Origin of the sequence: Frondihabitans sp. 762G35 (genome assembly GCF_002074055.1) — a bacterium.
In the GTDB taxonomy this organism is placed as follows: Bacteria; Actinomycetota; Actinomycetes; order Actinomycetales; family Microbacteriaceae; genus Frondihabitans.
In genome coordinates, this window is record NZ_CP014619.1 from 444,761 (window position 1) to 470,863 (window position 26,103).

The 26,103-nt window shown below is 69.6% G+C and carries 24 protein-coding genes; 10 read left to right on the forward strand and 14 right to left on the reverse strand.

Annotation, left to right across the window (positions count from 1 at the left end):
* Positions 1-217: 217 nt before the first annotated feature.
* From AS850_RS02225 to phoU, 5 genes are all read right to left on the reverse strand, one after another.
* Positions 218-1,330 carry a substrate-binding domain-containing protein gene (locus tag AS850_RS02225; RefSeq protein ID WP_119867649.1) on the reverse strand — a complete coding sequence of 371 codons (1,113 nt, stop codon included), beginning with the start codon at positions 1,328-1,330 and terminating at the stop codon, positions 218-220.
* A gap of 121 nt (positions 1,331-1,451) precedes the next feature.
* Positions 1,452-2,777: a multiple monosaccharide ABC transporter permease gene (gene mmsB, locus AS850_RS02230; RefSeq protein WP_119867650.1), complete on the reverse strand. Its 1,326-nt coding sequence runs from the start codon at positions 2,775-2,777 to the stop codon at positions 1,452-1,454.
* Complete coding sequence (gene mmsA, locus AS850_RS02235; protein ID WP_119867651.1) at positions 2,774-4,318, reverse strand: multiple monosaccharide ABC transporter ATP-binding protein; 1,545 nt, start codon at positions 4,316-4,318, stop codon at positions 2,774-2,776. The genes mmsB and mmsA overlap by 4 nt, the downstream gene beginning before the upstream one ends.
* Before the next feature lie 237 nt (positions 4,319-4,555).
* Positions 4,556-5,722 (reverse strand): ROK family transcriptional regulator, encoded by a 1,167-nt coding sequence (locus tag AS850_RS02240; protein ID WP_335589182.1) that lies wholly within the window; start codon positions 5,720-5,722, stop codon positions 4,556-4,558.
* 172 nt (positions 5,723-5,894) lie between these two features.
* Entirely contained in the window at positions 5,895-6,548 is a 654-nt protein-coding gene (gene phoU, locus AS850_RS02245; protein WP_119867653.1) for a phosphate signaling complex protein PhoU, read from the reverse strand.
* Positions 6,549-6,734: 186 nt separating this feature from the next.
* Here phoU and AS850_RS02250 point away from each other — a divergent pair, with 186 nt between their 5' ends.
* Positions 6,735-7,892 carry a sensor histidine kinase gene (locus AS850_RS02250; RefSeq protein WP_119867654.1) on the forward strand — a complete coding sequence of 386 codons (1,158 nt, stop codon included), beginning with the start codon at positions 6,735-6,737 and terminating at the stop codon, positions 7,890-7,892.
* Entirely contained in the window at positions 7,889-8,569 is a 681-nt protein-coding gene (locus AS850_RS02255) for a response regulator transcription factor (RefSeq protein ID WP_119867655.1), read from the forward strand. Before AS850_RS02250 ends, AS850_RS02255 begins: the two co-directional genes overlap by 4 nt.
* Positions 8,570-8,687: 118 nt before the next feature.
* On the opposite strand, the gene AS850_RS02260 is transcribed toward AS850_RS02255, so the two are convergent.
* Positions 8,688-9,224, reverse strand: coding sequence for a hypothetical protein (locus AS850_RS02260; protein WP_123955419.1), 537 nt, complete (start codon positions 9,222-9,224; stop codon positions 8,688-8,690).
* 138 nt (positions 9,225-9,362) lie between these two features.
* Here AS850_RS02260 and AS850_RS02265 point away from each other — a divergent pair, with 138 nt between their 5' ends.
* Genes AS850_RS02265 through rlmB form a run of 4 tightly spaced genes read left to right on the forward strand, consistent with a single transcriptional unit; the run spans position 9,363 to position 13,577 of the window.
* Entirely contained in the window at positions 9,363-9,845 is a 483-nt protein-coding gene (locus AS850_RS02265) for a CarD family transcriptional regulator (RefSeq protein WP_119867657.1), read from the forward strand.
* Entirely contained in the window at positions 9,839-11,083 is a 1,245-nt protein-coding gene (gene ispD, locus AS850_RS02270; RefSeq protein ID WP_119867658.1) for a 2-C-methyl-D-erythritol 4-phosphate cytidylyltransferase, read from the forward strand. The genes AS850_RS02265 and ispD overlap by 7 nt, the downstream gene beginning before the upstream one ends.
* Positions 11,084-11,127: 44 nt before the next feature.
* The gene (gene cysS / locus AS850_RS02275) at positions 11,128-12,561 is read left to right on the forward strand and encodes a cysteine--tRNA ligase (protein ID WP_119870083.1); all 1,434 of its coding nucleotides are present in this window, start codon (positions 11,128-11,130) and stop codon (positions 12,559-12,561) included.
* Complete coding sequence (gene rlmB, locus AS850_RS02280) at positions 12,558-13,577, forward strand: 23S rRNA (guanosine(2251)-2'-O)-methyltransferase RlmB (RefSeq protein ID WP_119867659.1); 1,020 nt, start codon at positions 12,558-12,560, stop codon at positions 13,575-13,577. Before cysS ends, rlmB begins: the two co-directional genes overlap by 4 nt.
* A 142-nt stretch (positions 13,578-13,719) precedes the next feature.
* Here the strand turns inward: rlmB and AS850_RS02285 are convergent, their stop codons facing one another.
* On the reverse strand, positions 13,720-14,997 hold the full coding sequence (locus AS850_RS02285; RefSeq protein WP_119867660.1) for a DUF4032 domain-containing protein: 1,278 nt from the start codon (positions 14,995-14,997) through the stop codon (positions 13,720-13,722).
* Between the two features lie 156 nt (positions 14,998-15,153).
* Complete coding sequence (locus AS850_RS02290; protein WP_119867661.1) at positions 15,154-16,254, reverse strand: ABC transporter ATP-binding protein; 1,101 nt, start codon at positions 16,252-16,254, stop codon at positions 15,154-15,156.
* A 329-nt stretch (positions 16,255-16,583) separates the two neighbouring features.
* Here AS850_RS02290 and AS850_RS02295 point away from each other — a divergent pair, with 329 nt between their 5' ends.
* Together AS850_RS02295 and AS850_RS02300 are read left to right on the forward strand one after the other, a co-directional pair.
* Complete coding sequence (locus AS850_RS02295) at positions 16,584-17,525, forward strand: DsbA family protein (protein WP_119867662.1); 942 nt, start codon at positions 16,584-16,586, stop codon at positions 17,523-17,525.
* Positions 17,526-17,591: 66 nt separating this feature from the next.
* Positions 17,592-18,770, forward strand: coding sequence for an AI-2E family transporter (locus AS850_RS02300; RefSeq protein ID WP_119867663.1), 1,179 nt, complete (start codon positions 17,592-17,594; stop codon positions 18,768-18,770).
* 65 nt (positions 18,771-18,835) lie between these two features.
* Here the strand turns inward: AS850_RS02300 and AS850_RS02305 are convergent, their stop codons facing one another.
* From AS850_RS02305 to AS850_RS02315, 3 genes are all read right to left on the reverse strand, one after another.
* On the reverse strand, positions 18,836-19,888 hold the full coding sequence (locus AS850_RS02305) for an NAD(P)-dependent alcohol dehydrogenase (protein WP_119867664.1): 1,053 nt from the start codon (positions 19,886-19,888) through the stop codon (positions 18,836-18,838).
* A 106-nt stretch (positions 19,889-19,994) separates the two neighbouring features.
* Positions 19,995-20,936, reverse strand: a complete 942-nt coding sequence (locus AS850_RS02310) for an ROK family protein (RefSeq protein ID WP_119867665.1) — start codon at positions 20,934-20,936, stop codon at positions 19,995-19,997.
* Between the two features lie 23 nt (positions 20,937-20,959).
* Positions 20,960-21,337 (reverse strand): DUF5997 family protein, encoded by a 378-nt coding sequence (locus AS850_RS02315; protein WP_173795207.1) that lies wholly within the window; start codon positions 21,335-21,337, stop codon positions 20,960-20,962.
* 149 nt (positions 21,338-21,486) lie between these two features.
* Here AS850_RS02315 and AS850_RS02320 point away from each other — a divergent pair, with 149 nt between their 5' ends.
* Positions 21,487-22,218 carry a LysR family substrate-binding domain-containing protein gene (locus AS850_RS02320; RefSeq protein ID WP_119867667.1) on the forward strand — a complete coding sequence of 244 codons (732 nt, stop codon included), beginning with the start codon at positions 21,487-21,489 and terminating at the stop codon, positions 22,216-22,218.
* A gap of 3 nt (positions 22,219-22,221) precedes the next feature.
* Here AS850_RS02320 and AS850_RS02325 read toward each other — a convergent pair whose 3' ends face one another.
* Positions 22,222-23,457 (reverse strand): MFS transporter, encoded by a 1,236-nt coding sequence (locus tag AS850_RS02325; protein ID WP_119867668.1) that lies wholly within the window; start codon positions 23,455-23,457, stop codon positions 22,222-22,224.
* Positions 23,458-23,580: 123 nt separating this feature from the next.
* Between AS850_RS02325 and AS850_RS02330 the strand changes: the two genes are divergently transcribed.
* Positions 23,581-24,273 carry a TetR/AcrR family transcriptional regulator gene (locus tag AS850_RS02330; RefSeq protein ID WP_164088359.1) on the forward strand — a complete coding sequence of 231 codons (693 nt, stop codon included), beginning with the start codon at positions 23,581-23,583 and terminating at the stop codon, positions 24,271-24,273.
* On the opposite strand, the gene AS850_RS02335 is transcribed toward AS850_RS02330, so the two are convergent.
* Entirely contained in the window at positions 24,260-25,102 is an 843-nt protein-coding gene (locus AS850_RS02335) for an ABC transporter permease (protein ID WP_119867670.1), read from the reverse strand. The genes AS850_RS02330 and AS850_RS02335 overlap by 14 nt on opposite strands.
* Entirely contained in the window at positions 25,099-26,100 is a 1,002-nt protein-coding gene (locus AS850_RS02340) for an ATP-binding cassette domain-containing protein (RefSeq protein ID WP_119867671.1), read from the reverse strand. The genes AS850_RS02335 and AS850_RS02340 overlap by 4 nt, the downstream gene beginning before the upstream one ends.
* Positions 26,101-26,103 lie beyond the last annotated feature (3 nt).

Sequence of the window (26,103 nt, forward strand, 5' to 3'; positions counted from 1 at the left end):
CGCTCCAGCACCGGCTCGCCGCGCGAGCCGTCGAAGCCGACCACGATCTCGCTCGAGGCGGATCGCGGATCCTGCGTGCCGGGGGTCGGGCTGTCTGAGGTCATGCCTCACGGTCGCAACGATCGACCCCGGTCGATAGGGCAGAAGGTCACTTGCGACGGGAAAGGCCCCGCCCGGACCGGAGTCCGAGCGGGGCCGTGCGCCTCGGCGCGAGGTGTTACTGACCAGCCTTGGCGAGAGCCTCGAGCGTGGGGTTGTTCGCGTACTCCTTCACCGCGTTCTCCTTGGTGATGAGGATCGGGGTGAGCTCGACGGCCGGGACCGTCTTGACGCCGTTGTAGTTGTTCTTCTTGTCGAGGACCGTCTTGGGGGTCTGGCCCTTCGACAGCGTGGTGACCAGGTCGACCGCGGCCTGAGCCTCGACGTCGGTGTTCTTGTAGATGGTCGAGTACTGCGTGCCGTCCATGATGAGCGGGATCGACGCGGTCTCGGAGTCCTGACCGGTGACGATCGGGACGGGCTTTCCCGCCGACTTCACGGCCTGGATGATGGCGCGACCCAGGGTGTCGTTGGGGGAGAGGACGCCGTCGAGCGCGGTCGAGCCCGAGTAGCTGGCCTGCAGGAGGTTGCTCATGCGGGTCTGGGCGTTCTGGGCGAGCCAGCCCTGGGTCGAGACCTGGGTGAACTTGGTCTGACCGGAGACGACCTTGAGGGTGCCGTCGTCGATCTTCGGCTGCAGGATGCTCATGGCGCCGTTGAAGAAGACCGGAGCGTTGGCGTCGTCGGGCGATCCGGCGAACAGCTCGACGTTGTAGGGACCGGAGGACTTCTTGGCCTTCATGCCGTCGAGGAGGGCCTGGCCCTGAAGCTCGCCGACCTTGAAGTTGTTGAACGCGACGTAGTAGTCGACGTTCGCGGTGCCGGTGAGGTTGCGGTCCCAGGCGATGACCGGGATGCCGGCGGCCTTGGCCTGCTTGACCTGCGTGCCGAGCTGCGAGCCGTCCTGAGCGGCGATGATGATCGCCTTGTCGCCCTTGGTGACCATGCCGGAGATCTGGCTCTGCTGGTCGGTCACCGTGTTCGACGCAGCGGCGTACTGCACGTCGGCCTTGAAGCCGGCGGCGGCGAGCGACTTCTCGAACGCGGCCTTGGCGAGGACCCAGTTCTGCGAGGTCTTGGCGGGGAGCGCGACGCCGATGGTCGAACCCTTCGGGATGGCGGCGGCGCCGCTGGATGCTCCCGAGCCACCGCGGGCCGTGCCGGAGCACGACGTCAGGGTGACGACGGTGAGGGCTGCGACGGCGACGCCGACGATGAGCTGTTTCTTCATTGAAATGCTTCTTTCATTTCTGGTGGGATGTGAGTGCGGGGAACGCACCCGGTTGCTGTGGGATGACTGGTGCGCATCCCGTATTTCTGCTGCTGTCGGACGCCCGCACGCGGGCGGATCGTCAGGGCAGCAAAACCTGTGAGTCGCTGTCGATCGACTGCGGCTGGGCGCCCTGGCCCTTGAGGCCGCCGGAGGTGGGGCCGTCGTCCTGCTTGTTCTTGCGACCGAAGCCGCGGGTCAGGTAGCCGATGATCGACGGGCGGCCCTGCGTCTTGTTGTAGACGTCGAAGGCGACGGCGATGAGGAGGACGAGGCCGCGGATGATCTGGACCAGGTTCGTGTCGATGCCCTTGAGCGAGAGGCCGTTGGCGAGGAACGCGAGGACGAGACCACCGATGATCGAGGCGATGACGGTTCCGACACCACCGGCGACCGCCGCACCACCGACGAAGACGGCGGCGATGGCGTCGAGCTCCCAGCCCGTGCCGTCGGCGGGGCCGGAGGACCCCGAATAGCCGACGAAGACCATGCCGGCGACGGCGGCGAGGACGGACATGTTCATCATCACCAGGAAGTTGACGCGCTTCGAGTTGACACCCGACAGGACGGCGGCGTTGGAGTTGCCGCCGACGGCGTAGAGGTGGCGACCGAAGGTGGTCGTGTTGGTGACGAAGCCGTAGACGATGACGAGGACGCCGAGGATGATCGCGACGATCGGGATGCTCGTGTTGGGGCGGCCCGAGGCGAAGAGGATCGTGGCGTAGGCCGTGATGCCGCCGAGGACGACGATGCGGACGATGCTGGTCCACAGCGGTGCCGGCTGGGCTCCCATGAGGACGCGGTTGCGGCGGCCGCGGAACTCGAAGACGACGATCGCGATGATCGTGACGACGCCGAGGATGAGCGTTCCGTTGCTGTAGCCGGAGTTGGGTCCGAAGTCGGGGATGTAGCCGCCGCCGACGTTCTGGAAGCTCTGGGGGACGGGGACCGCGGTCGAGTTGCCGATGATCTGGTTCGCACCGCGGAAGATGAGCTGGCCGGCCAGCGTCACGATGAACGCGGGGACCCGGACGTAGGCGACCCAGAAGCCCTGCCAGGCCCCGACGAGCGCGCCGACGACGAGGCCGAGGATGATCGCGAGCCACCAGGAGAAGTGCCAGACGGCCATCGCCTGGGCGACGATGATGCCGACGAACGCGGCGACCGAGCCGACCGAGAGGTCGATGTGGCCGGCGACGATCACCATGACCATGCCGATCGCGAGGATCAGGATGTAGGAGTACTGCTGGAAGACGTTGATCACGTTCGCGGGCTCGAGGGTGATGCCGCCGGTCCAGATCTGGAAGCCGATGATGATCACGATCAGCGCGATGATCATGCCGTACTGGCTGATCCCACCACCCTTGTTCCCCAGGATGCTGTCGATGTTCTTCTTGATGTTCGTCATCGAACCGTGGTCCTTTTCGAGGTCATGCTCACCATCAGCGACTCGGGGTTCGCTTCGGCTGCGGTCAATTCATTGGTGATGGAGCCCTCGAAGATCGTGTAGATCCGGTCGGAGAGACCCAGGAGCTCGGGGAGCTCGGAGGAGATGAGGATGATGCCCTTGCCCTGGGCGGCGAGGTCCTGGATGATCCCGTAGATCTCGAACTTCGCGCCCACGTCGATGCCGCGGGTGGGCTCGTCGAGGATGAGGAGGTCGGGGTCGGTGAACATCCACTTCGCCAGGACGACCTTCTGCTGGTTCCCGCCGGAGAGCTTGTTGACGCCCTGCTCGACCGAGTTCGCCTTGGTGCGGAGCGAGCGGCGGTAGCGCTCGGAGACCTCGTACTCCTCCACGGAGGAGACGACGCCGTTGTGCGTGATCTTCGGCAGGCCCGCCGCGACGGTGGAGCGCTTGATCGTGTCGAGGAGGTTGAGGCCGAGGGCCTTGCGGTCCTCGGAGACGTAGCCGATGCCGTTCTTGATGGCGCGGCCGACCGTGTCGGTGCGGATCTCGCGGCCGTCCTTGTAGACCTCGCCGGAGACCCAGGTGCCGTAGGAGTGGCCGAAGATGCTCATCGCGAGCTCGGTGCGACCGGCGCCCATGAGGCCGGCGAAGCCGACGATCTCGCCCTTGCGGACGAAGAAGTTCTCGTTCTTGCAGACCAGGCGCTCCGGGTCGAGCGGGTGGCGCACCGTCCAGTTGCGGACCTCGAAGAAGGTCTCGCCGATGTTCGGGGTGCGGTCGGGGAAGCGGCTCTCGAGCGAGCGGCCGACCATGCCGCGGATGATGCGGTCCTCGTTGACGCCGTCGTTCTTCACGTCGAGCGACTCGATCGTCTTGCCGTCGCGCAGGATGGTGATGGTGTCGGCGATCTGCTCGATCTCGTTCAGCTTGTGGCTGATCATGATCGACGTGATGCCGCGGCCCTTCAGGCCGACGATGAGGTCGAGGAGGTGCTGCGACTCCTGCTCGTTGAGCGCCGCGGTGGGCTCGTCGAGGATGAGCAGCTTGACCGACTTGTTGAGCGCCTTGGCGATCTCGACGAGCTGCTGCTTGCCCACGCCGAGCGACTTGATCTTGAGGTCGGGGTCCTCGGCGAGGCCGACGCGGGCGAGGAGGTCCTTCGCGCGCTTCTGAGCCTCGACCCAGTTGATGACCCCGCCGCGACCGGGCTCGTTGCCGAGGAAGATGTTCTCGGTGATCGAGAGCTCCGGCACGAGCGCGAGCTCCTGGTGGATGATCACGATGCCCGCGGTCTCGGACTGCTTGATGCCCGAGAACTGGGCGACCTGCGACTCGTAGACGATGTCGCCGGTGTACGTGCCGAACGGGTAGACACCCGAGAGCACCTTCATGAGAGTCGACTTGCCCGCACCGTTCTCGCCGCAGATCGCGTGGATCTCGCCGGCCTTCACGGTCAGGTTCACGTCGGAGAGGGCCTTCACACCGGGGAATTCCTTGGTGATCGAGCGCATCTCGAGGATGGTGGGTTCACCAGCCATTGTGCACCGCCATTTGTTTGCTAGACGTCGTTGTCGGGTTGGGCTTGAGTCCGCCCCGCTGGGCCGAGGGCCCGAAGAAGTGGGCTTCTCAGCCCGGGATCACATTAGGCCGAGAAGGGCCTGAGGTCAAAAGGTTAACGCAACGAATTTGTAACGGCTTCAGGAGTCGGTCGTAAGAGAGCGCTCACATTTCGCGTGACCCTTGATTTTCCGGGCCTCGCGGGGGTGGTGACGCGGTCAGATGACGCGGACGGCGGCCTGGTGGTAGACGAGGGCCGCGGCGCCCAGGGCCTCGCCCCGATCGTCGAGGGTGGAGGCGACGATGGCCGTGGCGTCCTTCACGAGGGGGAGGACGTGCCGCCCGAACGAGCGGTTGATGGGCTCCAGGATGAGGTCGCCGAGCGCGGCGAGCGGGCCGCCCAGCACGATCACCTCGGGGCTCAGGATGCTCGCGAGGTCGCCGACGACCCGGCCGATGAGGCGTCCGGCGTCCTCCACGACGCGCATGACGGCGACGTTCTCCTCGAGCGCCGCGGCGACGAGGTCCTCCGTCGTCGTGATCGGCGTCACGGAGCTCAACCGGTCGAGCATCGCGGTGATCGACGCCTCGGCCTCGAGGCAGCCCCGGTTGCCGCAGCGGCAGGCCGTGCCGTCGGGGACGACCTGCACGTGACCGACCTCGCCCGTGACTCCGATCGCCCCGTTGAAGGGCTGCCCGTTCAGGATCAGGCCAGCCCCGATCCCGCTGCCCACCTTGAGGTAGACGAGGTTGGTGACGCCTCCGTACGGCCCCCAGATCGTCTCGGCGACGCTCCCGAGGTTGGCGTCGTTGTCGAGCACGACGGGCACGCCGAGGCGGTCCTCCAGCTCGACGACCACGTCCACGAAGGCCCACTCGGCCCACACCGTGCCGATCACGGGCATGAAGTCGCGGCGGTCGATCGACCCGGGGATCCCGACCCCGACACCGCTCAGGGCCTCCCAGGAGGTGCCGGTCTCGTCGAGAAGGCGGGTCAGCACGTCCTTGGCGAGGTCGAAGCCGTCGCGGGGGTCGTACTTCTGCGGGAGCACGATCGACTCCTCGGCGGCGATCGTGTAGTCCGGGTAGACGAGCACGACGCGCAGGTGCCGCCGACCGAAGCCGATGCCGGCGGCGACGGTGCCGTTGCTCGTCAGGAGCCGCACCGACACGGCGCGACGGCCGGAGCTGGTCGTCGGCGTGAGGCTGACGAGACCGTTCTTCGCCATGTGGCTGACGATGTTCGAGATCGTGGCGGTGCTGAGGCCCGTCCGGCGCGCCAGATCGGCCTGCGTGGAGGCGCCCACCTTGACGAGGGCCTCGACGACGCGCTGCTGGTTGCGCTTGCGGAGGGACGTTTGCGAACCGGGGCTCTGGCGAGCCACCGGACTCTGCCGTCGACCCGTCATTGGGTCTTGGAGATTTGACACCGTCGAATCATTGCCTCCCTGAAGTATGTCGTCAAGAGGTTAACGCAAAGCGTGATGCAACCGTGAAGGGCCCGGAAACACGCGCGAGGCGTGCGTCCGGGCCCTTCGACGGCAGGATGCGGGGCGCTCAGGCCTCCACGCCCACCCAGTCCCCCGTCGCCAGGTACTGGACCTTTTTGGCGATAGACACGGCGTGGTCGGCGAAGCGCTCGTGGTACCGGCTGGCCAGGGTGGCGTCCACCGTGTCGGCCGGCGCACCCTTCCAGGTCTCGCCGAGGACCTTGTCGAAGACGCTGAGGTGCAGCTCGTCGATCCGGTCGTCGTCGTTGCGGATCTCCTCGGCGAGGCTGACGTCCTCCGTTGTGAGGAGGAGCGTCAGCTTCTTCGCGATGGCCACGTCGAGCTCGCCGAGCTCGGTGAACGTCGGGCGGAGCGACTTCGGAACGACCTTCTCGGGGAAGCGGTAGCGGGCGAGCTGCGCGATGTGCTCGGACATGTCGCCCATGCGCTCGAGCGACGCGCTGATGCGGAGCGCGCTGACGACGATGCGCAGGTCGCGGGCCACCGGCTGCTGGCGGGCGAGGATGTCGATCGCGAGTTCGTCGAGGCTCACCGACAGCGAGTCGATCTTGTCGTCGTCGGCGATGACCTGCTCCGCGAGGCTCACGTTGGAGTCGTGGAACGCGCGCGTCGCGTTCTCGATCGAGACGGCCACCAGGGAGGCGATCTCGACGAGCCGCTCCTGGACCTCCTGGAGCTCTAGCTGGAATACCTCGCGCATTGTCTGTGTCGACCCTCTCGTCTCGGGACTCGCCTGCTCCGTGCAGGCCGCTGCCCGCGCAGTCCCGGCCACTGTCTCTCGCCGAGGTTAACGTCCGGTGATGCGCAGGCGAACTCTGTCCAACCTACAGCGGCGGCCGCGGCCCGCGGATTCGCGGGACATCTGCCGTTCACTACCCTGAACACTATGTACTCCCCCTGGCTGGTGCCGGTTTCCCTGGCACTCGGCATCGTGATCGGCGCGGGCCTCGTCCTCCTGATCGTCCTGGCCGTCGAGCGCGGGCGTCGCGCTCGCGCGCTCAGCGAGGTGACGCTGCCGGAGGGGGTGGGCGCCGTCCTCGACACCGTCGACTCCGTGGGGTTCGTGGTCGATCCGTCCAACAACGTCCTCAAGTCGTCCGCGCTGGCCCTGGCGACGGGCATCGTGGCCGCGCACCAGATCGCGCACCCGGAGGTCGTCGCCCTGGTCGAGCGGGCCCGCGACTCGGACGAGCCGCTCTCGGAGGAGCTCGTGCTTCCCCGGAGCCTCCGAGAGGAGACCAACCTCCGGATGCGCGTGCGCGCCTCGCGTCTCGGCAGCCGGTTCGTCCTGGTGCTCGCCGAGGACCACACGGAGACGCACCGGCTCGAGGAGGTCCGCCGCGACTTCGTGGCGAACATCAGCCACGAGCTGAAGACCCCCATCGGTGCCGTGGGTCTCCTCGCCGAGGCGCTCGAGTCGGCGTCCGACGACCCGGAGCAGGTCCGCTACTTCGCCAAGAGCCTCACGCGGGAGTCTTTGCGTCTCGGGCGCCTCACGCAGGACATCATCGAGCTCTCGCGCCTGCAGTCGGCCGACCCGCTGTCGGGCCCGTCCCTCGTGGACGTGCGCACCGTGATCCGGACCGCCGTCGAACGGAACCGCGTCGAGGCGGACGCGCGCGGGATCGAGATCGTCACCCGCGGCGGAAAGCACGCGTCGGTCGTCGGCGACGCCGACATGCTCGCCGTGGCCGTCCACAACCTCGTCGCGAACGCCGTCCACTACTCGCCGGACGGATCGCGCATCGGGATCGGCGCCACCGTGACCGACCAGGGCGTCGTCGAGATCGCGGTCACCGACCAGGGCGACGGCATCGCCGACGTCGAGAAGGAGCGCATCTTCGAGCGCTTCTACCGCATCGACCCGGCCCGGTCGCGCCGGACCGGCGGGACCGGCCTCGGCCTCGCCATCGTCAAACACGTCGTGCAGAATCACGGGGGCGACATCCGCGTCTGGTCGCAGCTCGGATCCGGCTCCACCTTCACCATCCGACTCCCCGAGGCCTCGACGGCTTCGGTCCCCGTCCGAGGAGAACCGCAATGACCCACATCCTGATCGTCGAAGACGAAGAGAGCCTCAGCGAGCCGCTGGCCTTCATCCTGGAGCGCGAGGGCTACCAGGTCTCGGTCGCCGACGACGGACCCAAGGCCCTGGTCGCGTTCGACCGCGACGGCGCCGACCTCATCCTGCTCGACCTGATGCTGCCCGGGCTGCCCGGCACCGAGGTGTGCCGCGAGCTCCGCAACCGCTCGCAGGTGCCCATCGTCATGCTCACCGCCAAGGACAGCGAGGTGGACATCGTCGTCGGCCTCGAGCTCGGAGCCGACGACTACGTGACGAAGCCCTACTCGACCCGGGAGCTGCTCGCCCGGATCCGCGCCGTCCTCCGGCGCCGGGTCGACCTCGAGGAGCTGAACGACGCGATCCTCACCGCCGGCGACATCTCGATGGACGTCGAGCGCCACGTCGTGACCGTCCGCGGCCGCGACATCGCCATGCCGCTCAAGGAGTTCGAACTGCTGGAGCTCCTGATGCGCAACGCCGGCCGCGTGCTCACCCGCGGACAGCTGATCGACCGGGTCTGGGGCTCCGACTACTTCGGCGACACGAAGACGCTCGACGTCCACATCAAGCGGATCCGATCGAAGATCGAGGCGACGCCGTCGGAGCCGGTGGCGCTCGTCACCGTCCGCGGCCTCGGCTACCGCATCGAGGCCTGACGCCTGCGCGCAATTAGCGCGGTACCACGCGCAAAACCCTCGCGTTCGGCTGCGGCGGTGGTCCTAGGACCACCGCGACGGCCGAACACGAGGGTTCAGCGGAGGAGGAGTGACCCGCTCAGCTCGTGGGAGCGGGGGAGGGCTCGGAGGACGGCACCTGCACGGGCACGCTCGACGGCGAGACGGAGGGCAGGAGCGTCTTGTACTGCGGCAGGGACCCGTCGAGCACCGGGATGTCGAAGTTCTTGCCCGACTGGGTGCCGTACTGGACGAAGACCCGGAGCAGCGATCCGGGCTGCTCGCCGATGCCGTCGAGGATGACCTGCTCGTCGCCGCCGGCCGTGCCGCGGCTGACCGTGCTGTTCGCCGGCACCGGGATCGTCGCCGTGGCCGTGCTGCCGAGCGACTTGTACTGGAACGAGACGTCCTGGTCGGTCGACGACGTGTTGATCAGCGTGACGCTGAGGCTGCCCTTGTCGCCGCTCTCGGTGAAGACGATGGCGTTGCGGATCTGGATGGCGCCGAGGTTCGTCTCGAAGCCGTCGCTCGGGGCGTACTGCTCGGTGGTGGTCTGAGGGCTGATGAAGTTGCACCCCGCTGTAAGGACCATCACGGCTCCGGCCAGAACGACGGTTGCCGTGGTACGTGCTCTCACAGTTCCTCCAGATAGGGGTCTTCGTATGCCGTGCAAGCCTAGCCTAGAGCGGGGGAGCGCTCGGCGACCGGGCTCCTGGCCCCCATCCCGGAGGGGGTCCCCGTGGTAATCTGGCGGCCCCAGAAACGGAGCCCCAGCATGCAGTTCGAGGTCGGCGAAACGGTGGTCTACCCGCACCACGGAGCGGCGGAGATCACGGCGGTGACGACGCGCGTCGTCAAGGGGACCGAGCGGCTCTACCTGACGCTCCGGGTGATGCACGGAGACCTCGAGATCCAGGTGCCCGCCGAGAACGTCGAGATGGTCGGCGTCCGCGACGTCATCGGAGAAGACGGCATCCGGCAGGTCTTCGAGGTGCTCCGCACCCCCTTCACCGAGGAGCCGACCAACTGGTCGCGCCGCTACAAGGCCAACGTCGAGAAACTCGCCTCGGGCGACGTCATCAAGGTCTCGGAGGTCGTGCGCGACCTCTGGCGCCGCGACAACGACAAGGGCCTGTCGGCGGGGGAGAAGAGCATGCTCGCCAAGGCCCGCCAGATCCTGGTGTCCGAGCTGGCGCTGGCCGAGCACACCGACGAGAAGAAGGCCGAGAGCGTTCTCGACGAGGTCCTCGCATCGTAGGCGCGAGCGGCGAGCCGACGCGGGGGGTCGTCGTCGTCGCCGCCGGCAGCGGAACACGTCTGGCGCAGGGGCGCCCGAAGGCGTTCGTCGAGGTCGCGGGGCGGACCATCCTGGAGCGCTCGCTGGTCCCCATCCTGCGGTCGCCCGAGCCCTATCAGATCGTCGTCGTCGCTCCGCTCGACCTCCTCGCCGAGACACGGTCCCTCGTCGCGACCGTCGCCGGCGCGGCCGCGGGCTCGGTCGACGTCGTCGCCGGAGGCTTGACGCGGCAGTCGTCCGTCGCCGCCGGCCTCGAGGCGCTCGCCCCCGCGATCGACACCGTGCTCGTGCACGACACGGCGCGCTGCTTCACCCCGACCGCGCAGTTCGAGGCGGTCGCCTCCGCGGTCGAGCGACTCGGTCACGGCGTCGTCCCGGGTCTCCCGGTCAGCGACACGATCAAGCGCGTGGCCCCCGACGCGACCGTGGTCGAGACCGTCGACCGGTCGGAGCTCGTCGCCATGCAGACGCCGCAGGGCTTCCCGCGCCGGGCGCTCGCCGAGGCGTACGCCGCGGCCGGCGCCGAGCACACCGACGACGCCGCCCTCTTCGCCGCGGCGGGGCACCGCGTCACCGTGATCGCAGGAGACGCCTCGGCGTTCAAGATCACGACCCCGTGGGATCTCGGTCGGGCCGAACAGCTCGCGGTCGAGCAGGCAGGAGCCGCGCGGCTCGTGGCCGAGAATGCAGGAGCCGCGCGGGCCGGCACCGCCCGGCCTCGCCTCGAGCGCATCAGCACCGGGATCGGCATCGACGTCCACGCCTTCGACGACGGCCAGCCGCTCCGGCTCGGCCTGCTCGACTGGCCGGGCGAGGCGGGGCTCGCCGGCCACAGCGACGGCGACGCGGTCGCGCACGCGATCGTCGACGCCCTCCTCTCCGCCGCCGCGCTGGGCGACATCGGCTCCCGCTTCGGCACCGACGACCCGCGCTACGCCGGTGCCTCGGGCGAGGTCTTCCTCCGGGCGACGCTGGCCCTGCTCGACGAGGCGGGCGCCCGCGTCGGCAACGTCGCGCTGCAGATCGTCGGCAACCGGCCGCGCCTCGCGAAGCGCCGGCTCGAGATGCAGGAGTCGCTGGCCGGCATCCTGCGCGCCCCCGTCTCGGTCTCGGCCACGACCACCGACGGCCTCGGGTTCACCGGCCGGACCGAGGGCGTGACCGTGGTGGCCACGGCGCTCGTGCACCTCCCCGCCTGACGCGACGCCTCCGCACCCGCGCCCGCCCCGATTAGGCTGTGGCGGTGACCATTCGCCTCTACGACTCCCGCGCGCAGGCCCTCGTCGACTTCGTCCCGCTCGTGGACGGCGAAGTGGGGCTCTACGTCTGCGGGCCGACGGTGCAGTCGTCGCCGCACATCGGTCACCTCCGCTCGGCGCTCGTCTACGACCTCTGGCGGCGGTGGTTCTCGCACAGCGGCCTCCGCGTCACCCTGGTGCGGAACGTCACCGACATCGACGACAAGATCCTGGCCCTCGCCGCGGAGACGGTCTCGGAGAGCGGTGGCGAGGAGTGGTGGGCCCGCGCCTACCGGTACGAGCTCGAGTTCTCGGCGGGGTACCGGGCCCTGGGCATCCTGCCCCCCACCTACGAGCCCCGGGCGACCGCGAGCGTCACGGAGATGCAGACCATCATCGCCCGCCTGATCGAGCGCGGCCACGCCTACCCGGCCGCCGACTCCTCCGGCGACGTCTACTTCGACACGGCCGGCTGGCCCGCCTACGGCGCCCTCACGCGGCAGAGCCTCGACGACATGGCGAGCGCGCAGGACGCCGACCCGCGCGGCAAGCGCGATCCCCGCGACTTCGCCCTCTGGAAGGGCACGAAGGAGGGCGAGCCGGAGTCGGCGAGCTGGGAGTCGCCGTGGGGCCCCGGGCGTCCGGGCTGGCACATCGAGTGCTCGGCGATGTCGCGGCGCTACCTCGGCCCCGAGTTCGACATCCACGGCGGCGGCCTCGACCTGCGCTTCCCGCACCACGAGAACGAGCTCGCCCAGTCGACGGCCGTGGGTGACCCCTTCGCCCGGCACTGGCTGCACAACGGCCTCGTGAACGTCGAGGGCCAGAAGATGTCGAAGTCGCTCGGCAACTCCCTCTTCGCGTCGGAGTTCCTGGAGCGGGCGCGGCCGGTCGTGGTCCGCTACTTCCTCGGTGCCGCTCACTACCGCTCGACGATCGACTACCACGAGGGAGCCCTCGAGGAGGCCGAGGCCGCTCTCGACCGCATCGAGACGTTCCTCCAGCGGGCCTCGAGGCGCCTCCTCGACACCCGCTTCGCCGGGGTCGGTTCGCGCGTCGTCCCCGACGACTTCGCCGACGCCATGGACGACGACCTCAACGTGCCCCAGGCGCTCGGGGTGCTCCACGACTCGGTCCGTCGCGGCAACGCGGCCCTCGACGACGACGACCTCGACACCGCCGCGCGGGAGTGGCAGCACACGCTGGCCATGGTCGACGTCCTCGGCATCGACCCGCTCGCCCCCGAGTGGCGCGGCTCCGACGAGGGCGCCGCACACCTGGCGCTCGGTACGCTCGTGGACAGCCTCCTCGAAGCCCGGCAGAGCGCCCGCCTCGCGAAGGACTTCTCGAACGCCGACCGCATCCGGGCCGATCTGGCCGCCGCGGGCATCACCATCGAAGACACCTCGACCGGATCGCATTGGAGCCTCACACAGTGAAGAACACCTCAGGAGAACGCAAGGGGCGCCCCGGGGCGGTCCGCCAGGGCGGCAAGGGCAAGCAGGTCGGTTCCGGCGGTCAGGGTCGCCAGGCCCTCGAGGGCAAGAAGCCCACGCCGCGCGCCGAGGACCGCCCGTACCACCCCGCGGGCAAGCGCAAGGCGGCTCAGGATCGTCTCGTCGCCGCTCGCGGCCGCGCCGGCACTTCCGCCGAGCGTCCGATCCGCCAGCAGCAGGTCGCCGGCCGGACGACGAAGCCCAAGGGCGACGAGAGCGAGATGGTCACGGGCCGCAACTCCGTGCTCGAGGCCCTGCGCGCGCGCATCCCCGCGTCGACCCTCTACCTGGCGGCCCGCCTCGAGATGGACGACCGCGTCAAGGAGGTCCTGACGCTGGCCACCCGCCGCGGGATCCCCGTGCTCGAGGTCATGCGCCCGGAGCTCGACCGGCTGACCGGCCCCGACTCCGTGCACCAGGGTCTCGCGCTCAAGGTGCCGCCGTACGAGTACGCCCACCCGATCGAACTGCTCGACCAGATCGAGCGTCGCGGCCAGAAGCCGCTGATCGTGGCGCTCGACGGCATCACCGATCCCCGCAACCTCGGCGCGATCATCCGCTCGGTCGCCGCGTTCGGCGGCCAGGGCGTCGTCGTGCCGCAGCGTCGGTCCGTCGGCCTCACGGCCTCCGCCTGGAAGACAAGCGCAGGAGCCGCGGCCCGCGTCCCCGTCGCGATGGCCGGCAACCTCACCCAGACCCTCAAGGCCTACAAGGAGCGCGGTCTCTTCGTGCTCGGTCTCGACGGCGGCGGCGACGTCAGCCTGCCCGGTCTCGAGCTCGCCGATCAGCCGCTCGTGATCGTCGTGGGCAGCGAGGGCAAGGGTCTGTCGCGCATCGTGACGGAGACCTGCGACGCCGTCGTCTCGATCCCGATCACGGCCTCGACGGAGAGCCTCAACGCCGGTATCGCGGCCAGCGTGACCCTCTACGAGATCTCGAAGCTCCGCGCGACTCGCTAGCGGCTCCTGCCCCTCACCCCTCACCCCTCACCCCTCACCCCGAGGGTACCGAGTGGACGGTTCTCGACGCGTTTCCCGCGGAAAACGTCGACACCTGTCCACTCGGCGCCTGGGGCTGACGGGCCGAGGGAGCGCGCGCGGGCTAGACCTTCGAGCGCCAGTCCTCGTCGGCGTCGTCGGCGACGGGCAGCGTGATCGACTCCGTCGCGGGAGCGATGACCATCTGCTCGTCGCGACGGTGGCGCAGCACGTCGTTCACGTACGAGGTCAACGCCTCGGCGATGGGCACGTCGCGCCCCTCGGCCTGCGACTGGTACCACCGGTGCTCGAGCAGCTGGTGGAAGACCTCCGCCGGCTCCAGCCGACCGCGGAGCTCGCGCGGGATCGACCGCACGACGGGCTCGAAGACCCGCGCCGCCCACTCGTGCGCCACCATCTCCTCGTCGAGGCCCGATCGGTCGTTCTTCATCCGGTAGGCGTCGAGGTCGTTCAGGAGGCGCCGGGCCTGGTTCTCCTGGGCGTCGAGCCCGGTGAGGCGCAGGAGCCGCCGCGAATGGTGCCCGGCGTCGACGACCTTCGGCTGGATGCGCACCTGCGTGCCGCCCTCGGTGGTCTTGATCGCGAGCTCCTCGATGTCGAATCCGAGGTCGTTGAGGCGCTCCACGCGGTCGTTGATGCGCCAGCGCTCGGAGTCGGAGAACTCCTCCGTGCCCGTGAGCTCCTTCCAGAGGCTGCGGTACTTGGCGACGATGCCGTTGGAGACGTCGACCGGGTCCATGTCCTCGTCGAGGCGTCCGCCGGCTTCCAGGTCGAGGAGCTCGCCTGCGATGTTGACCCGGGCGACCTCGAGGTCGTTCTCGCGCTGGCCGTTGGAGAGGCCGCCGGGGTAGAGCTTCCCGGTCTCGGCGTCGACGAGGTAGGCCGCGAAGGCTCCTGCGTCCCGTCGGAAGAGGGTGTTCGAGAGCGAGACGTCGCCCCAGTAGAAGCCGATGATGTGGAGGCGCACGAGGAGCAGGGCGAGGGCGTCGACGAGCCGTGCGGCCGTGTCGGGGCGCAGCGTCTGCGAGTAGAGGGCCCGGTAGGGGAGCGAGAACTTGAGGTGCCGGGTGACGAGGACGGGGTTGAGCTCGTTGCCGTCGTCGTCGCGGCGGTTCGTGATGACCGCGAGGGGGTCGACGCAGGGGATGTCCATGCGCTGGAGGGTGCGGAGCATCTCGTACTCGCCCTTGGCCATCTCGCCGGAGGTCTCCTTGATGGCGATGACGTAGCCGCTCAGGTAGGCGAACCTCACCAGGTGGCGGGAGATGCCCTTCGGCAGCGTCGCGATGGAGTCCTCGGGCCACACGTCGAGGGGGAGGTCCCACGGGAGGTCGAGGAGCGCGGGGTCCGCGGTGGCCGAGGTGATGTTGAGGGAGGTCACGGTGCTCCGATGTTAGTGCCGACGCGATCGGTGGACGAATGAGCCCGGACAGAGAAATGGCCCGGACGCGTGAGATGCAAGGCGGAGGAGGAAGCCGATAGTGGAACTATCGGCGACGACGACAACGCCGCAGGTCGCGCGACCGGGCCGTTTCGGCTACGCGGAGACGACGGCCTTGTCGCCGAGGCGGAGGCCCGACTCGGAGTCGAAGACGTGCACGTGGTGCGCCTGCGGGGTGATGAACACGGTGTCGCCGGCGCTGGCGTGCGCACGTCCGTCGACGCGGGCGACGATGTCGGCGCGCTGGCCGTTGACGTCGGCGTGACCGTAGAGGTAACCGTCGGCTCCGAGCTCCTCGACGACGTCGACGGCGACCTTGAGGCCCTCGCCGGTGGTCGAGACGACGACGTCCTCGGGGCGGATACCGACCGTGACCGACTTCGACGTGGCCTGGCCGAGGATGTCGCGCTCCACGGCGGCGACGCTCGTGCCGAACTGGATTCCCCCGTCGACGACGTCGGCGGGGAGGAGGTTCATGGCGGGCGAGCCGATGAAGCCGGCGACGAACACGTTGTCGGGCTTCTCGTAGAGGTCGCGGGGGGTTCCGACCTGCTGGAGGACGCCGTCCTTCAGCACGGCGATGCGGTCGCCCATCGTGAGGGCCTCGGTCTGGTCGTGGGTGACGTAGACCGTGGTGACGCCGAGGCGGCGCTGGAGCGACGCGATCTGCGTGCGGGTCTGGACGCGGAGCTTGGCGTCGAGGTTCGACAGCGGCTCGTCCATGAGGAAGACCTGGGGCTGGCGGACGATCGCGCGGCCCATGGCGACGCGCTGACGCTGACCACCGGAGAGGGCCTTGGGCTTGCGGCTGAGGTAGGGCTCGAGGTCGAGGAGCTTGGCGGCCTCGAGGACGCGGGTGGCGCGCTCGTCCTTGCCGACGCCGGCGATCTTGAGCGCGAAGCCCATGTTCTCGGCGACGGTCATGTGCGGGTACAGCGCGTAGTTCTGGAAGACCATCGCGATGTCGCGGTCCTTCGGCGGCACGTCGGTGACGTTGCGGTCGCCGATCAGGATGTCGCCCGAGTTGACCTCTTCGAGGCCGGCGAGCATTCGCAGGGTGGTCGACTTGCCGCAGCCGGAGGGGCCGACGAGGACGAGGAACTCGCCGTCGGCGACCTGCAGGTCGATCGAGTCGACAGCGGGGCGGGTCGAACCCGGGTAGAGACGGGTTGCTTTGTCGAACGTCACAGACGCCATGATGTTTCTCCTTCACCGGCAGGTACGTGCCGGACGATCCGTTGTGAATGGATGGCTGTCAACCAAGCGATGTCGCCGATGACCGCCTCGCTATTTCTAGCACACCGGACCGGTTGGTCGGGTCCTCTCACCCGGATGATCACCCCCGAACAGGGGTGACCCGATGCGGCCGCATCGATCTGCTTGGACTTTTCCCAGTGACTCCAAATACTGTTGACGAGGTTTCACACACGTGAATTCCCCTGACGCTGCGTTTCGACGCGGCGCGCGTTCCCGGAAGACAACGACACGGCCCCTCGGCGGAGACCGCGTATCGGAGACCTCGTTCCATGACTGACAGCGATTCTGACGACCAGCAGAACGGCGCACCCTCCGGTTCGTCCCGGGGCCAGCGCAGGGCCGCGGCCCGTGCGAAGGCCCAGGCCGCGCGTCAGCGCCAGAAGGCCCGCGCCAGGCGCGGTCGGTGGGCCATCCAGGGCGCTCTCGGCCTCGTGATCATCGCGGTCATCGTCGGGATCGTGCTCGTGGTCACCCAGTCCGTCCGTCCCGAGGGCCCCGGCCCGGCGAACATGGCCGGCGACGGCATCACCATCGGCCGTGACTTCAAGGCCGTGCCCGCCGATGCGCAGAGCGCCTCGGCCGCCCCCAGCCCCACCACGACGGCCGCGGCCGCCGACACGGTCAAGATCTCCGTCTACCTCGACTACCTCTGCCCGATCTGCGGCTCGTTCGGGGCGACGAACAACGAGTACATCAAGGGGCTCGTCGAGTCCGGCGCCGCGACGGTCGACTACCACCCCATCGCGATCCTGACCAACCAGTCGCTGGGCACGAAGTACAGCCAGCGCGCCGCCAACGCCGCGGCCTGCGTGGCCACGTACTCGCCCGACGCCTTCTTCGACTTCAACACGGCCATGTTCGCGAAGCAGCCGAAGGAGGGGACGGCCGGCCTGACCGATGCCGCGATCTTGACGCTGATCAAGGGCGTGCCGAAGATCACGCAGACCGACAGCATCGCGCGCTGCATCAGCGACAAGACGTACGTGCCCTGGGTCGTGAGCGCCACCCAGCGGGCGCTCGACGGTCCGATCGCGGGAAGTTCCATCGGCAAGGTGCAGGGCACGCCGACGGTCCTCGTCAACGGCCAGGAGTACAAGGCGACGACGCCCTTCACGACCGCGGAGTTCAGCAACTTCGTCGTCACGGCGGCCGGCAACAGCTACTCCGACACGGCGACCTCGAGCGCGACGCCCACGCCGACGAAGAAGTAGCGGCGACCGCCCCGACGCCTCGCCCGGTACGGTGGAGATCGAACCGCCGACGAAAGCAGACGATCCATGGGCCTCTTCCGCCGTACGAACGACCGTGACACCGCAGATCCTGCGGTCACGGCCGGAGCCCCGGGGCAGCGCCCGCCGCTGACCTGGAGTGCTCAGCGCACCATCTGGTCGGACGCCTTCGGGCGCCTCGCCACCCGCTGCCTCCAGATCATCCTCGTCCTCCTCGTGGCCATCGGCCTCGTCTTCGCGATGACGCAGCTCAGCCTCGTGGTGATCCCCGTCGTGCTGGCGCTGATCTTCGCCTCGGCGATGTACCCGTTCCTCGAGCTCCTCCGCCGCAAGGGCGTGCCCTCGATCCTCGCGACCTGGATCTCCCTCGTCGCGATCATCGTGATCCTCGGCCTGGTGGTGTTCCTCATCGTGGAGGCGGTGCAGAACCAGATCGGCTCCCTCGTCTCGCAGGCGTCGAAGGGCCTCGACCAGCTGCAGTCGTTCGTGAAGGACGGCCCGTTCCAGATCGGCGACGACCAGGTCCAGAGCGCCATCGACTCCGGCGTCAAGTTCCTGCAGAGCAGCTCGTTCTCGTCCGGCGCCCTTGCGGGCGTCTCCGCCGCCTCGAGCTTCGTCGCGGGTCTCGCGCTCTTCCTCGTCGTCCTCTTCTTCTTCATGAAGGACGGCCCGAAGATCTGGGCGTTCCTGCTCCGACCGTTCTCCGGAGACCAGTTCTCCCGGGCCGAGCGTGTCGGGGCCAAGACGGTCTCGACCCTGGGCGGCTACGTCCGCGGAACCGCGACGGTCGCTCTCGTCGACGCTCTCGGCATCGGGATCGGGCTCTTCGCCCTCGGGGTCCCGTTGGCGCTCCCGCTGGCGGTCATCGTCTTCATCTCGGCCTTCGTCCCGCTCGTCGGAGCGACGGTGGCGGGCATCCTGGCGGCCCTCGTCGCCCTCGTGGCGAACGGCCCCGTCGCCGCGATCATCGTCGTGGCCATCGTGGTCGTGGTCAACCAGCTCGAGGGCAACTTCCTGCAGCCGGTCGTCATGGCGCGGTCCCTCAAGCTCCACCCCCTCGTGGTGCTGATCGCGCTGACGGCGGGCACCATCATCGGCGGCATCGTCGGAGCGATCCTCTCCGTCCCGATCGCCGCCGTCGCCTGGGGCATCGTCACGATCTGGAACGGCGACGACACCCCCGCCGAGTTCGCGCGGCAGAAGCGTCCCGAGCGGCAGATGAAGTAGATCCCGAGCACGACGAAGCCCCCCGGAGGATCCTCCGGGGGGCTTCGTCGTGTCGCGGTCGGAACCTAGATCGTCGCGGTGTCGATCACGAAGCGGTAGCGGACCTTGCTGCCGACGACGCGCTCGTAGGCCTCGTCGATCGTCGTGGTGTCGCTCGCGTCGAGGACCTCGATCTCGGCGCCGATGTGGTGCTCGGCGCAGAAGTCGAGCATCTCCTGGGTCTCGCGGATGCCGCCGATGTTGGAGCCGGCGAGGCTGCGGCGGCCCATGATCAGCGATCCGGCGCTGAAGCTCTGCGGCTTCTCGGGCAGTCCGACGAACACCATGGTGCCGTTGAGGCGCAGGGTGCGGGCGTAGGCGTCGATGTCCATGTCGGCCGAGATCGTGTTGATGATCAGGTCGAAGGTCGAACGGAGGTCCTTGAAGGTCGACGGGTCGCTGGAGGCGTAGTAGTGGTCGGCTCCGAGCTTCAGGCCGTCCTCCTTCTTGGAGAGCGTCTGGCTGATGACGGTCACCTCGGCGCCGAGGGCGTGCGCGATCTTGACGGCCATGTGGCCGAGTCCGCCCATTCCGACGACGGCGACCTTCTTGCCGGGGCCGGCACCCCAGTGCTTCAGGGGCGAGTAGGTCGTGATGCCGGCGCAGAGGAGGGGCGCGGCCTCGTCGAGCGCGATGCCCTCGGGGATCGAGAGCACGTAGTTCTCGTCGGCGACGATCTGCTTGCTGTAGCCGCCGTAGGTGTCCTCACCCGTGTACTCGCGGCCGTTGTAGGTGGGCACGTTGCCCTTGACGCAGAACTGCTCCTCGCCGGCGAGGCAGTTCTCGCACTCGCGGCAGGAGTCGACGAAGCAGCCGATGCCGACGCGGTCGCCGACCTTGTGCTTCGTGACCTCGGCTCCGACCTCGGTGACGATTCCGGCGATCTCGTGGCCGGGGACCATCGGGAAGATCGCGGAGCCCCACTCCTCGCGAGCCTGGTGGATGTCGGAGTGGCATATGCCGGCGAAGGCGATGTCGATCTGGACGTCGTGGGCGCCGACGTCGCGGCGCTCGATGGTGGTGCGCTCGAATGCGGCACCCGCGGTGCGGGCGACGAGAGCGGGAACGGTGGTGGTCATGATTACCTCCGGGCAGACGGAACGGCCGGACGCAGGATGCACGCCGGCCGCCATTGGGGTGTTCGACAAGCCTACGACCGACGTGCAGTCGCCGCCCGGCGGTCTTTCAGCCCAGCAGGTGCGACTGGTGTACGAGCGCGGCGGCGCCGACGAGGGGGCTCTCGTCCGACAGGCCGGATCGGACGACCCGGACGCGCTTGGCGTAGCCGTTGTACGCGGCCTCCTCGATCACGGCGCGGACGAGGTCGAGGTAGTCGGCGCTCACCCGCGAGAATCCGCCGCCCACGGCGACGACGTCGAGGTCGAGGAGCGTCGTCACGGAGGTGATGGCCTCGCCGAGGGCCGTTGCCGACCGGCGGACGGCTGCCACGGCCAGGGGGTCGCCGGAGGCGTAGCCGGCGGCGAGGTCCTCGCCCCGCTCGCCCTGCCAGCCCTGCTCCCGAGCCCACGCGACCGTGTGAGGACCCGAACAAAGCACCTCGAGGGTCACCCGCTCCGAGGTCTCTCCCGGGGTCCGCGTCGCGATCTGGATCTGGCCGATATGGCCGGCGTTGCCGGTGCCGCCCGACAGGAGGCGCCCGTTGACGATGAGCCCGCCGCCGACACCGGTCGAGACGGTGACCGCGAGGGCGTTGTCGACGCCCTGCGTGGCCCCGACCCAGTGCTCGGCGAGGGCCAGGCTCACGCCGTCGAGCCGCAGGGTCACGGGTGCCGTGTCGGGCAGCGACTCGCCGACGAGGCCCGCGACGAGCTCGCGCAGCGGGTACTCGCGCCAGGCGGGGAGGTTGATGGGGGAGACGGTGCCGAGCCCGAGATCGACGGGACCGGCGCTGCCGATGCCGACCCCGATGATCCTGCCGTCTCCGGGCAGGACGCCCAGGGCGTGCACGACGACCGCGCGAACGGCCTCGGCCAGGTCGTCTGAGGAGGCGTCGGGCCCTGTCGGTTGCCGGTCGCGACTTCCCGCGAGGAGGAGCCCGGAGGCATCGACGAGGGCGGCTTCGACCTTGGTCCCGCCGAGATCGACGGCGAGCGCGAATTCAGTCACGGCGCCAGGCTACCGGCCCGCGGTCAGCGGCCTTCGGCGGCGCGCTTCGCGGCGCGCTCGGCGTTGCGCTCCTTGACGCGGAGCTCCTCGTCGCGGACCTGGGCGAGGTTGTACCGCTCCTGCGAGAGCCACCACGGCATCTCCTCGAGCAGCGCCGTGATCTCGTCGGTCGTGAGCGCCTCCTCGACGCCGCCGCGGGCGAGACCCGAGATGGTGACGCCGAGCTTGCGCGCCACCTCGGGGCGCGGGTGCGGGCCGGTGCGGCGGAGCTCCTGCAGCCACTCGGGCGGATTGTCGGACAGCTCGGCGAAGGCCTCGCGCGTGAGGGGCGTGTTCTGGAACTCCTCGGGCGTCGCGGGCAGGTGGATGCCGAGCTTCTTCGCCGCGGTGAACGGCTTCATGGTCTGCGACGTCTTGGTCGGCTTCGCGCGCGGCGTCTCCGGCTGGTCGCTGTTCTCGGTCGTCATCTGCCCAGGGTAGCGGCCCGGCCCCGGTAACCTGGCGTCTCGTCGGCGAACCGCCCGGCGTTCGAGCCACCGGCAGGGGAATCGTGAGCGATCAGAGAGCGGCCGGCGCCTTCCGCGTCGGCTTCGTGCCGGGCGTGACCCTGACGAAGTGGTCGCGCGTGTGGGAGGAGCGTCACCCGCGCGTGCCGCTCGAGATCTTCCACGTCGACGCCGCCGATCCCGCGCTGGCTCTCCGCGAGGGCCGGGCCGACGTCGTCTTCGCGCGGCTGCCGATCGAGGCCGACGGGTTCAGCGTCATCCCGCTCTACGACGAGCAGCCCGTCGCCGTCCTTCCGAAGGAGCACCCCCTCGCCGAGGCGGAGAGCGTCGTGCTCGCCGATCTCGCCGGCGAGAGGCGGTTCGACCAGGATCCGACCCTCGACCTCGTCGCGGCCGTGGAGGTCGTCGAGACGGGCGCCGGGGTCGCGGTCATGCCGCAGTCGCTCGGGCGCCTCTACGCGCGGAAGGGTGTCGTCTCCCGCTTCGTCACGGATCTGCCCGCGACGACGATCGCCCTCGTCTGGCCGGAGGAGGCGACGACCCCCGAGGTGGAGGACTTCATCGGGGTGGTGCGGGGCCGGACCGCGAACAGTTCGAGGGCGCGGCGCGACGAGTCCGAGGCTCCTGCCGCCTCGAAGACGGCGAAGAAGGGGGCCGCGGACCGCTCCGGCGGCAAGCCCGGATCCGCCGCCCGACCCGCTCGCGCTCGAGGCCCGCAGCGGGGCTCGGGGCGCGGGGGGAACCCGCGCGGCGGCACCCGCGGTAGACGGTCGTGACGCTCAGCCGAGGGCGGCGTCGGCGTTCCGCACGCGTCGGCTGAGCCCGACGACGGCCGAAGCGGCCACGATGAGCACCGCCATGCCGACGAGGGTGGCGGAGGAGCCGACGAGCCGTGCGACGGGCCCGACGACGATCTCGCCCAGTGGCATCCCGGCGAGGGAGGCCAGGGTGAGGCTCGCGTAGACGCGGGCCAGGTAGCTCCGCGGCACCTGGAGCTGCACCGTCACGTCGAGGGGGATCGTGAAGATCTCGAGCCCGACGCTGGCCGCGAACAGCGCGAGGCTCAGCCAGAAGAACCAGTGCAGCGGATCCACGCCGAGCGGTTCGACGAGCAGGATCAGGGCGAGGACTCCCAGGGGCAGCGCCATCGCCATCGTCCCGGTCGTCGCGACCGCGAGCCGCAGCCGCCCGCGCAGCGACCCCGCCACGACGGCGCCGACGACGAGCCCGAGGGTCTGCACCGCTCCGGCGAACCCCCAGAGGGCGGGGCCGAACGTCTCGCGGGCCGCGATCGGGCCCAGCACCTGGACGGCGCCCGCGAAGACGAACTGCGCGAGGAACGACAGGATCAGCGTCGAGAGCAGCCACCGCGTGCGGAGGACGAACGCGAGGCCCTCGAGCAGGTCCCGAGCGAAGGAGCCGCCGCGCACCGCCCCGATGGCGTTCCTCGGGAGGCCGGCGAACGCCACGAGGGCGCTGGTGAACAGGAGGGACCCGACGGCGAGCGCGATCTGCGACGAGAAGGCCGCGACGAGGGCCCCACCGATCGCCGTCCCCACGATGAGGCCGATGTTCATGCTGACCCGGTTGAGCACGGTGGCGTCGCGGATCAGCTGGTCGCCGACGAGCTCGCGGAGCAGAGCGCTGGTCGACGGCGAGAAGTACGCGGCGCCGACGCCGTTGAGCGCGCCGAGGACGGCCAGGAGCGGGAGCGTCCCGAGTCCGCCCGCCAGGAGCAGGGCGCCCACGGCGAGCGACAGCGCCGAGACGACCGAGGAGCCCACGGCGATCAGCCGCTTCGGCAGCCGGTCGGCGAGGACCCCGCCGAAGAGGATCAGCAGGAGGTTCGGAAGAGACCTCGCCGCCACGACCAGGCCGAGCTGCACGGCGTCCGCTCCGAGGTCGAGCGCCGCGAACGCGAGGGCGACCGGGCCGATCCCGCTGCCGACCCAGGAGAACAGGCGGCCGAGCCAGAGCGCCCGGAACGCGGGCAGCCGGAGCAGCGACCAGTTCATCGCGCACCCGTGATCGCAGATCCCGGTTCACGCGGCGGCAGAGGCACGAGGGTGAGCCTACCGACGGCGCTCGCGACGGGGCCGGGCACCGCGACGGGGCGCCGGTCCCGTATCGTCGACCGCGTGACGACCGACGGAACCGCCCCCGCGACGGGCCGGACAGCGTCGCCCGGGCACTACGCGAAGGGCCTCGCGAAGCGCGAGAGCATTCTGGACGCGGCGCTCGAGGTCTTCGGGCAGTCCGGCTTCCACGGCGCTTCGCTCCGCGAGATCGCCCGGCAGTGCGGCGTCTCCCACCAGTCGCTCATGCACTACTTCCCGACCAAGGAGGAGCTCCTCCTGGCCGTCCTGAGGCGCCGCGACGAGCGCCTCCGGCGGCACTTCGACGACGTCGGCGGGATGCGGCTCGGCGAACTGGTCGACCTGGCGGAGTACAACGTCGACGTGCCGGGCGTCATCCAGCTGTTCAACACCGCGTCGGCGGAGTCCACCTCGCCCGAGCATCCTGCCCACGACTACTACGCCGACTTCTACGAGCGCATCGTCGCCTCCACCACCCGCTACCTCGACGTGGCGGGCGCTCGCGGATGGTTGGCGCCCGGCTACACGGCGGAGACGGCGGCCCGCGTCGTGCTCGCGGTCCAGGACGGCCTGCAGCTCCAGTGGCTCTACGACCGCGGCCGGGTGCGCGTCGCCGAGACCATGCGGCTCGTGATCTCGTCGATCGTCGCGGTCCCGCTGGCGGAGCTCGATGACGCCGTGCGCGAGGCGACGGCAGGAGCCGCGGCTCCCGCGGACGACGTCAGCGCGAGCTGATCGACGCGAACTTCCGCACCGACCAGGGGACGAAGACCACCAGCATCACGGCGATCCCGATCAGGACGGTCGCCAGGGCGTTCTGCTGCGTCCAGACGTCGGGCACGGGCGTCGTCCCCTCGTTGCCGAACAGTTTCCGCGCCGACTGGACGAGCGACGAGACCGGGTTCCACTCCGCGAAGATCCGCAGCGGCGTCGGCAGGGTGTCGCTCGGCACGAAGGCGTTCGACACGAAGGTCAGCGGGAACAGGATCATGAACGACGCGTTCTGGATCGTCTCCGGGGTCTTCACGCTCATGCCGAGCAGCGCCATGACCCAGCTGAAGGCGTAGCTGAACAGCAGGAGCAGTCCGACCCCGGCGAGGAACGACAGCGGCGAGGCGTTCACCCGCCACCCGACCGCGAATCCCGTCGCCATCATGATCACCATCGAGATGCCGTTGAGCACGAGGTCGGAGTTGGTCCGCCCGATCAGCACGGCCGAGGTCGACATCGGGAGGGTCCGGAACCGGTCGATGATCCCCGCCTTGAGGTCCTGCGCCATGGCGGAGCCCGAGAACGTCGCGCCGAAGACGACGGTCTGGGCGAAGATGCCGGCCATGAGGAACTGCGTGTAGTCGGTGCCCTTCACGGAGATCGCTCCGCCGTAGACCTGGCTGAACAGCAGGACGAACATGATCGGCTGCAGCACCGCGAAGATGAGCATGTCGGGGGAGCGCTTGATCTTGATGAGGTTGCGCTTGGTGACGGCCCAGCCGTCCGAGAACCAGGTGCCGAGGGTGGCCGAGGAGGCCCCGACCGGGCGACCTCGCGCCGCGAGCGTGGTCATGCCGCCGCCTTCTTCCGTTTCGTCGCCGGAGCGTCGTCGGCGGCCTCGACCTCGGTGCTCCGGCCGGTGAGGGTGAGGAAGACGTCGTCGAGCGTGGGGCGCCGCATGCCGGCGTCGTGGAGGTCGATCCCGTCGGCGTCGAGGTCGCCGAGCACCCGCTGGAGCGACTCGGGGCCGTTGGTGACGGCCACGTCGATCGTGCGGCCGTCGGAGGAGATCACGGGCTCCGAATCGCCGTGGCGGCGCAGGATGCCCGTGGCCGCGTCTCGATCGGCGGCGTCGGTCAGCGACACGACCACCCGGTGGCCGCCGACCTGCGCCTTCAGCTCGTCGGAGGTCCCCTCCGCGATGACCCGGCCGTCGTCGATGACCGAGATGTCGTCGGCCAGCTGGTCCGCCTCCTCGAGGTACTGCGTGGTCAGGAGGACGGTCGTGCCGCCCTTCACGAGACTCGTGATGACGTCCCACAGCGCCAGGCGCGATCGCGGGTCGAGCCCCGTGGTCGGCTCGTCGAGGAAGAGGACGCGCGGGTCGGTCACCAGCGCCCCGGCGAGGTCGATCCGCCGCCGCATGCCTCCCGAGAAGCCCTTGACGGGTCGGTCGCCCGCGGCGGTGAGCTCGAAGAGGTCGATCAGCTCGTGCGCCCGCCGCTGCGACTCGCGTCGGCCGAGGTGGTAGAGGCGGCCGATCATGTCGAGGTTCTCGAAGCCGGTGAGGTTCTCGTCGACGGCGGCGTACTGGCCGGAGACGCCGATCACGCGTCGGGTGGCCCGCGGGTCGGCGAGCACGTCGATGCCCGCGATCCGGGCCGTCCCCTCGTCGGGGCGAGTGAGCGTCGTGAGGACCTTCACGGTCGTGGTCTTGCCGGCGCCGTTCGGACCGAGCAGGGCCTTCACGGTGCCCTCGGGCACGGTCAGGTCGAGGCCGGCGAGAGCGTGGACGGGCCCGGATTTCGACCGGTAGGTCTTCGTCAGACCGTGAGCTTCGATGATCGCCATGAC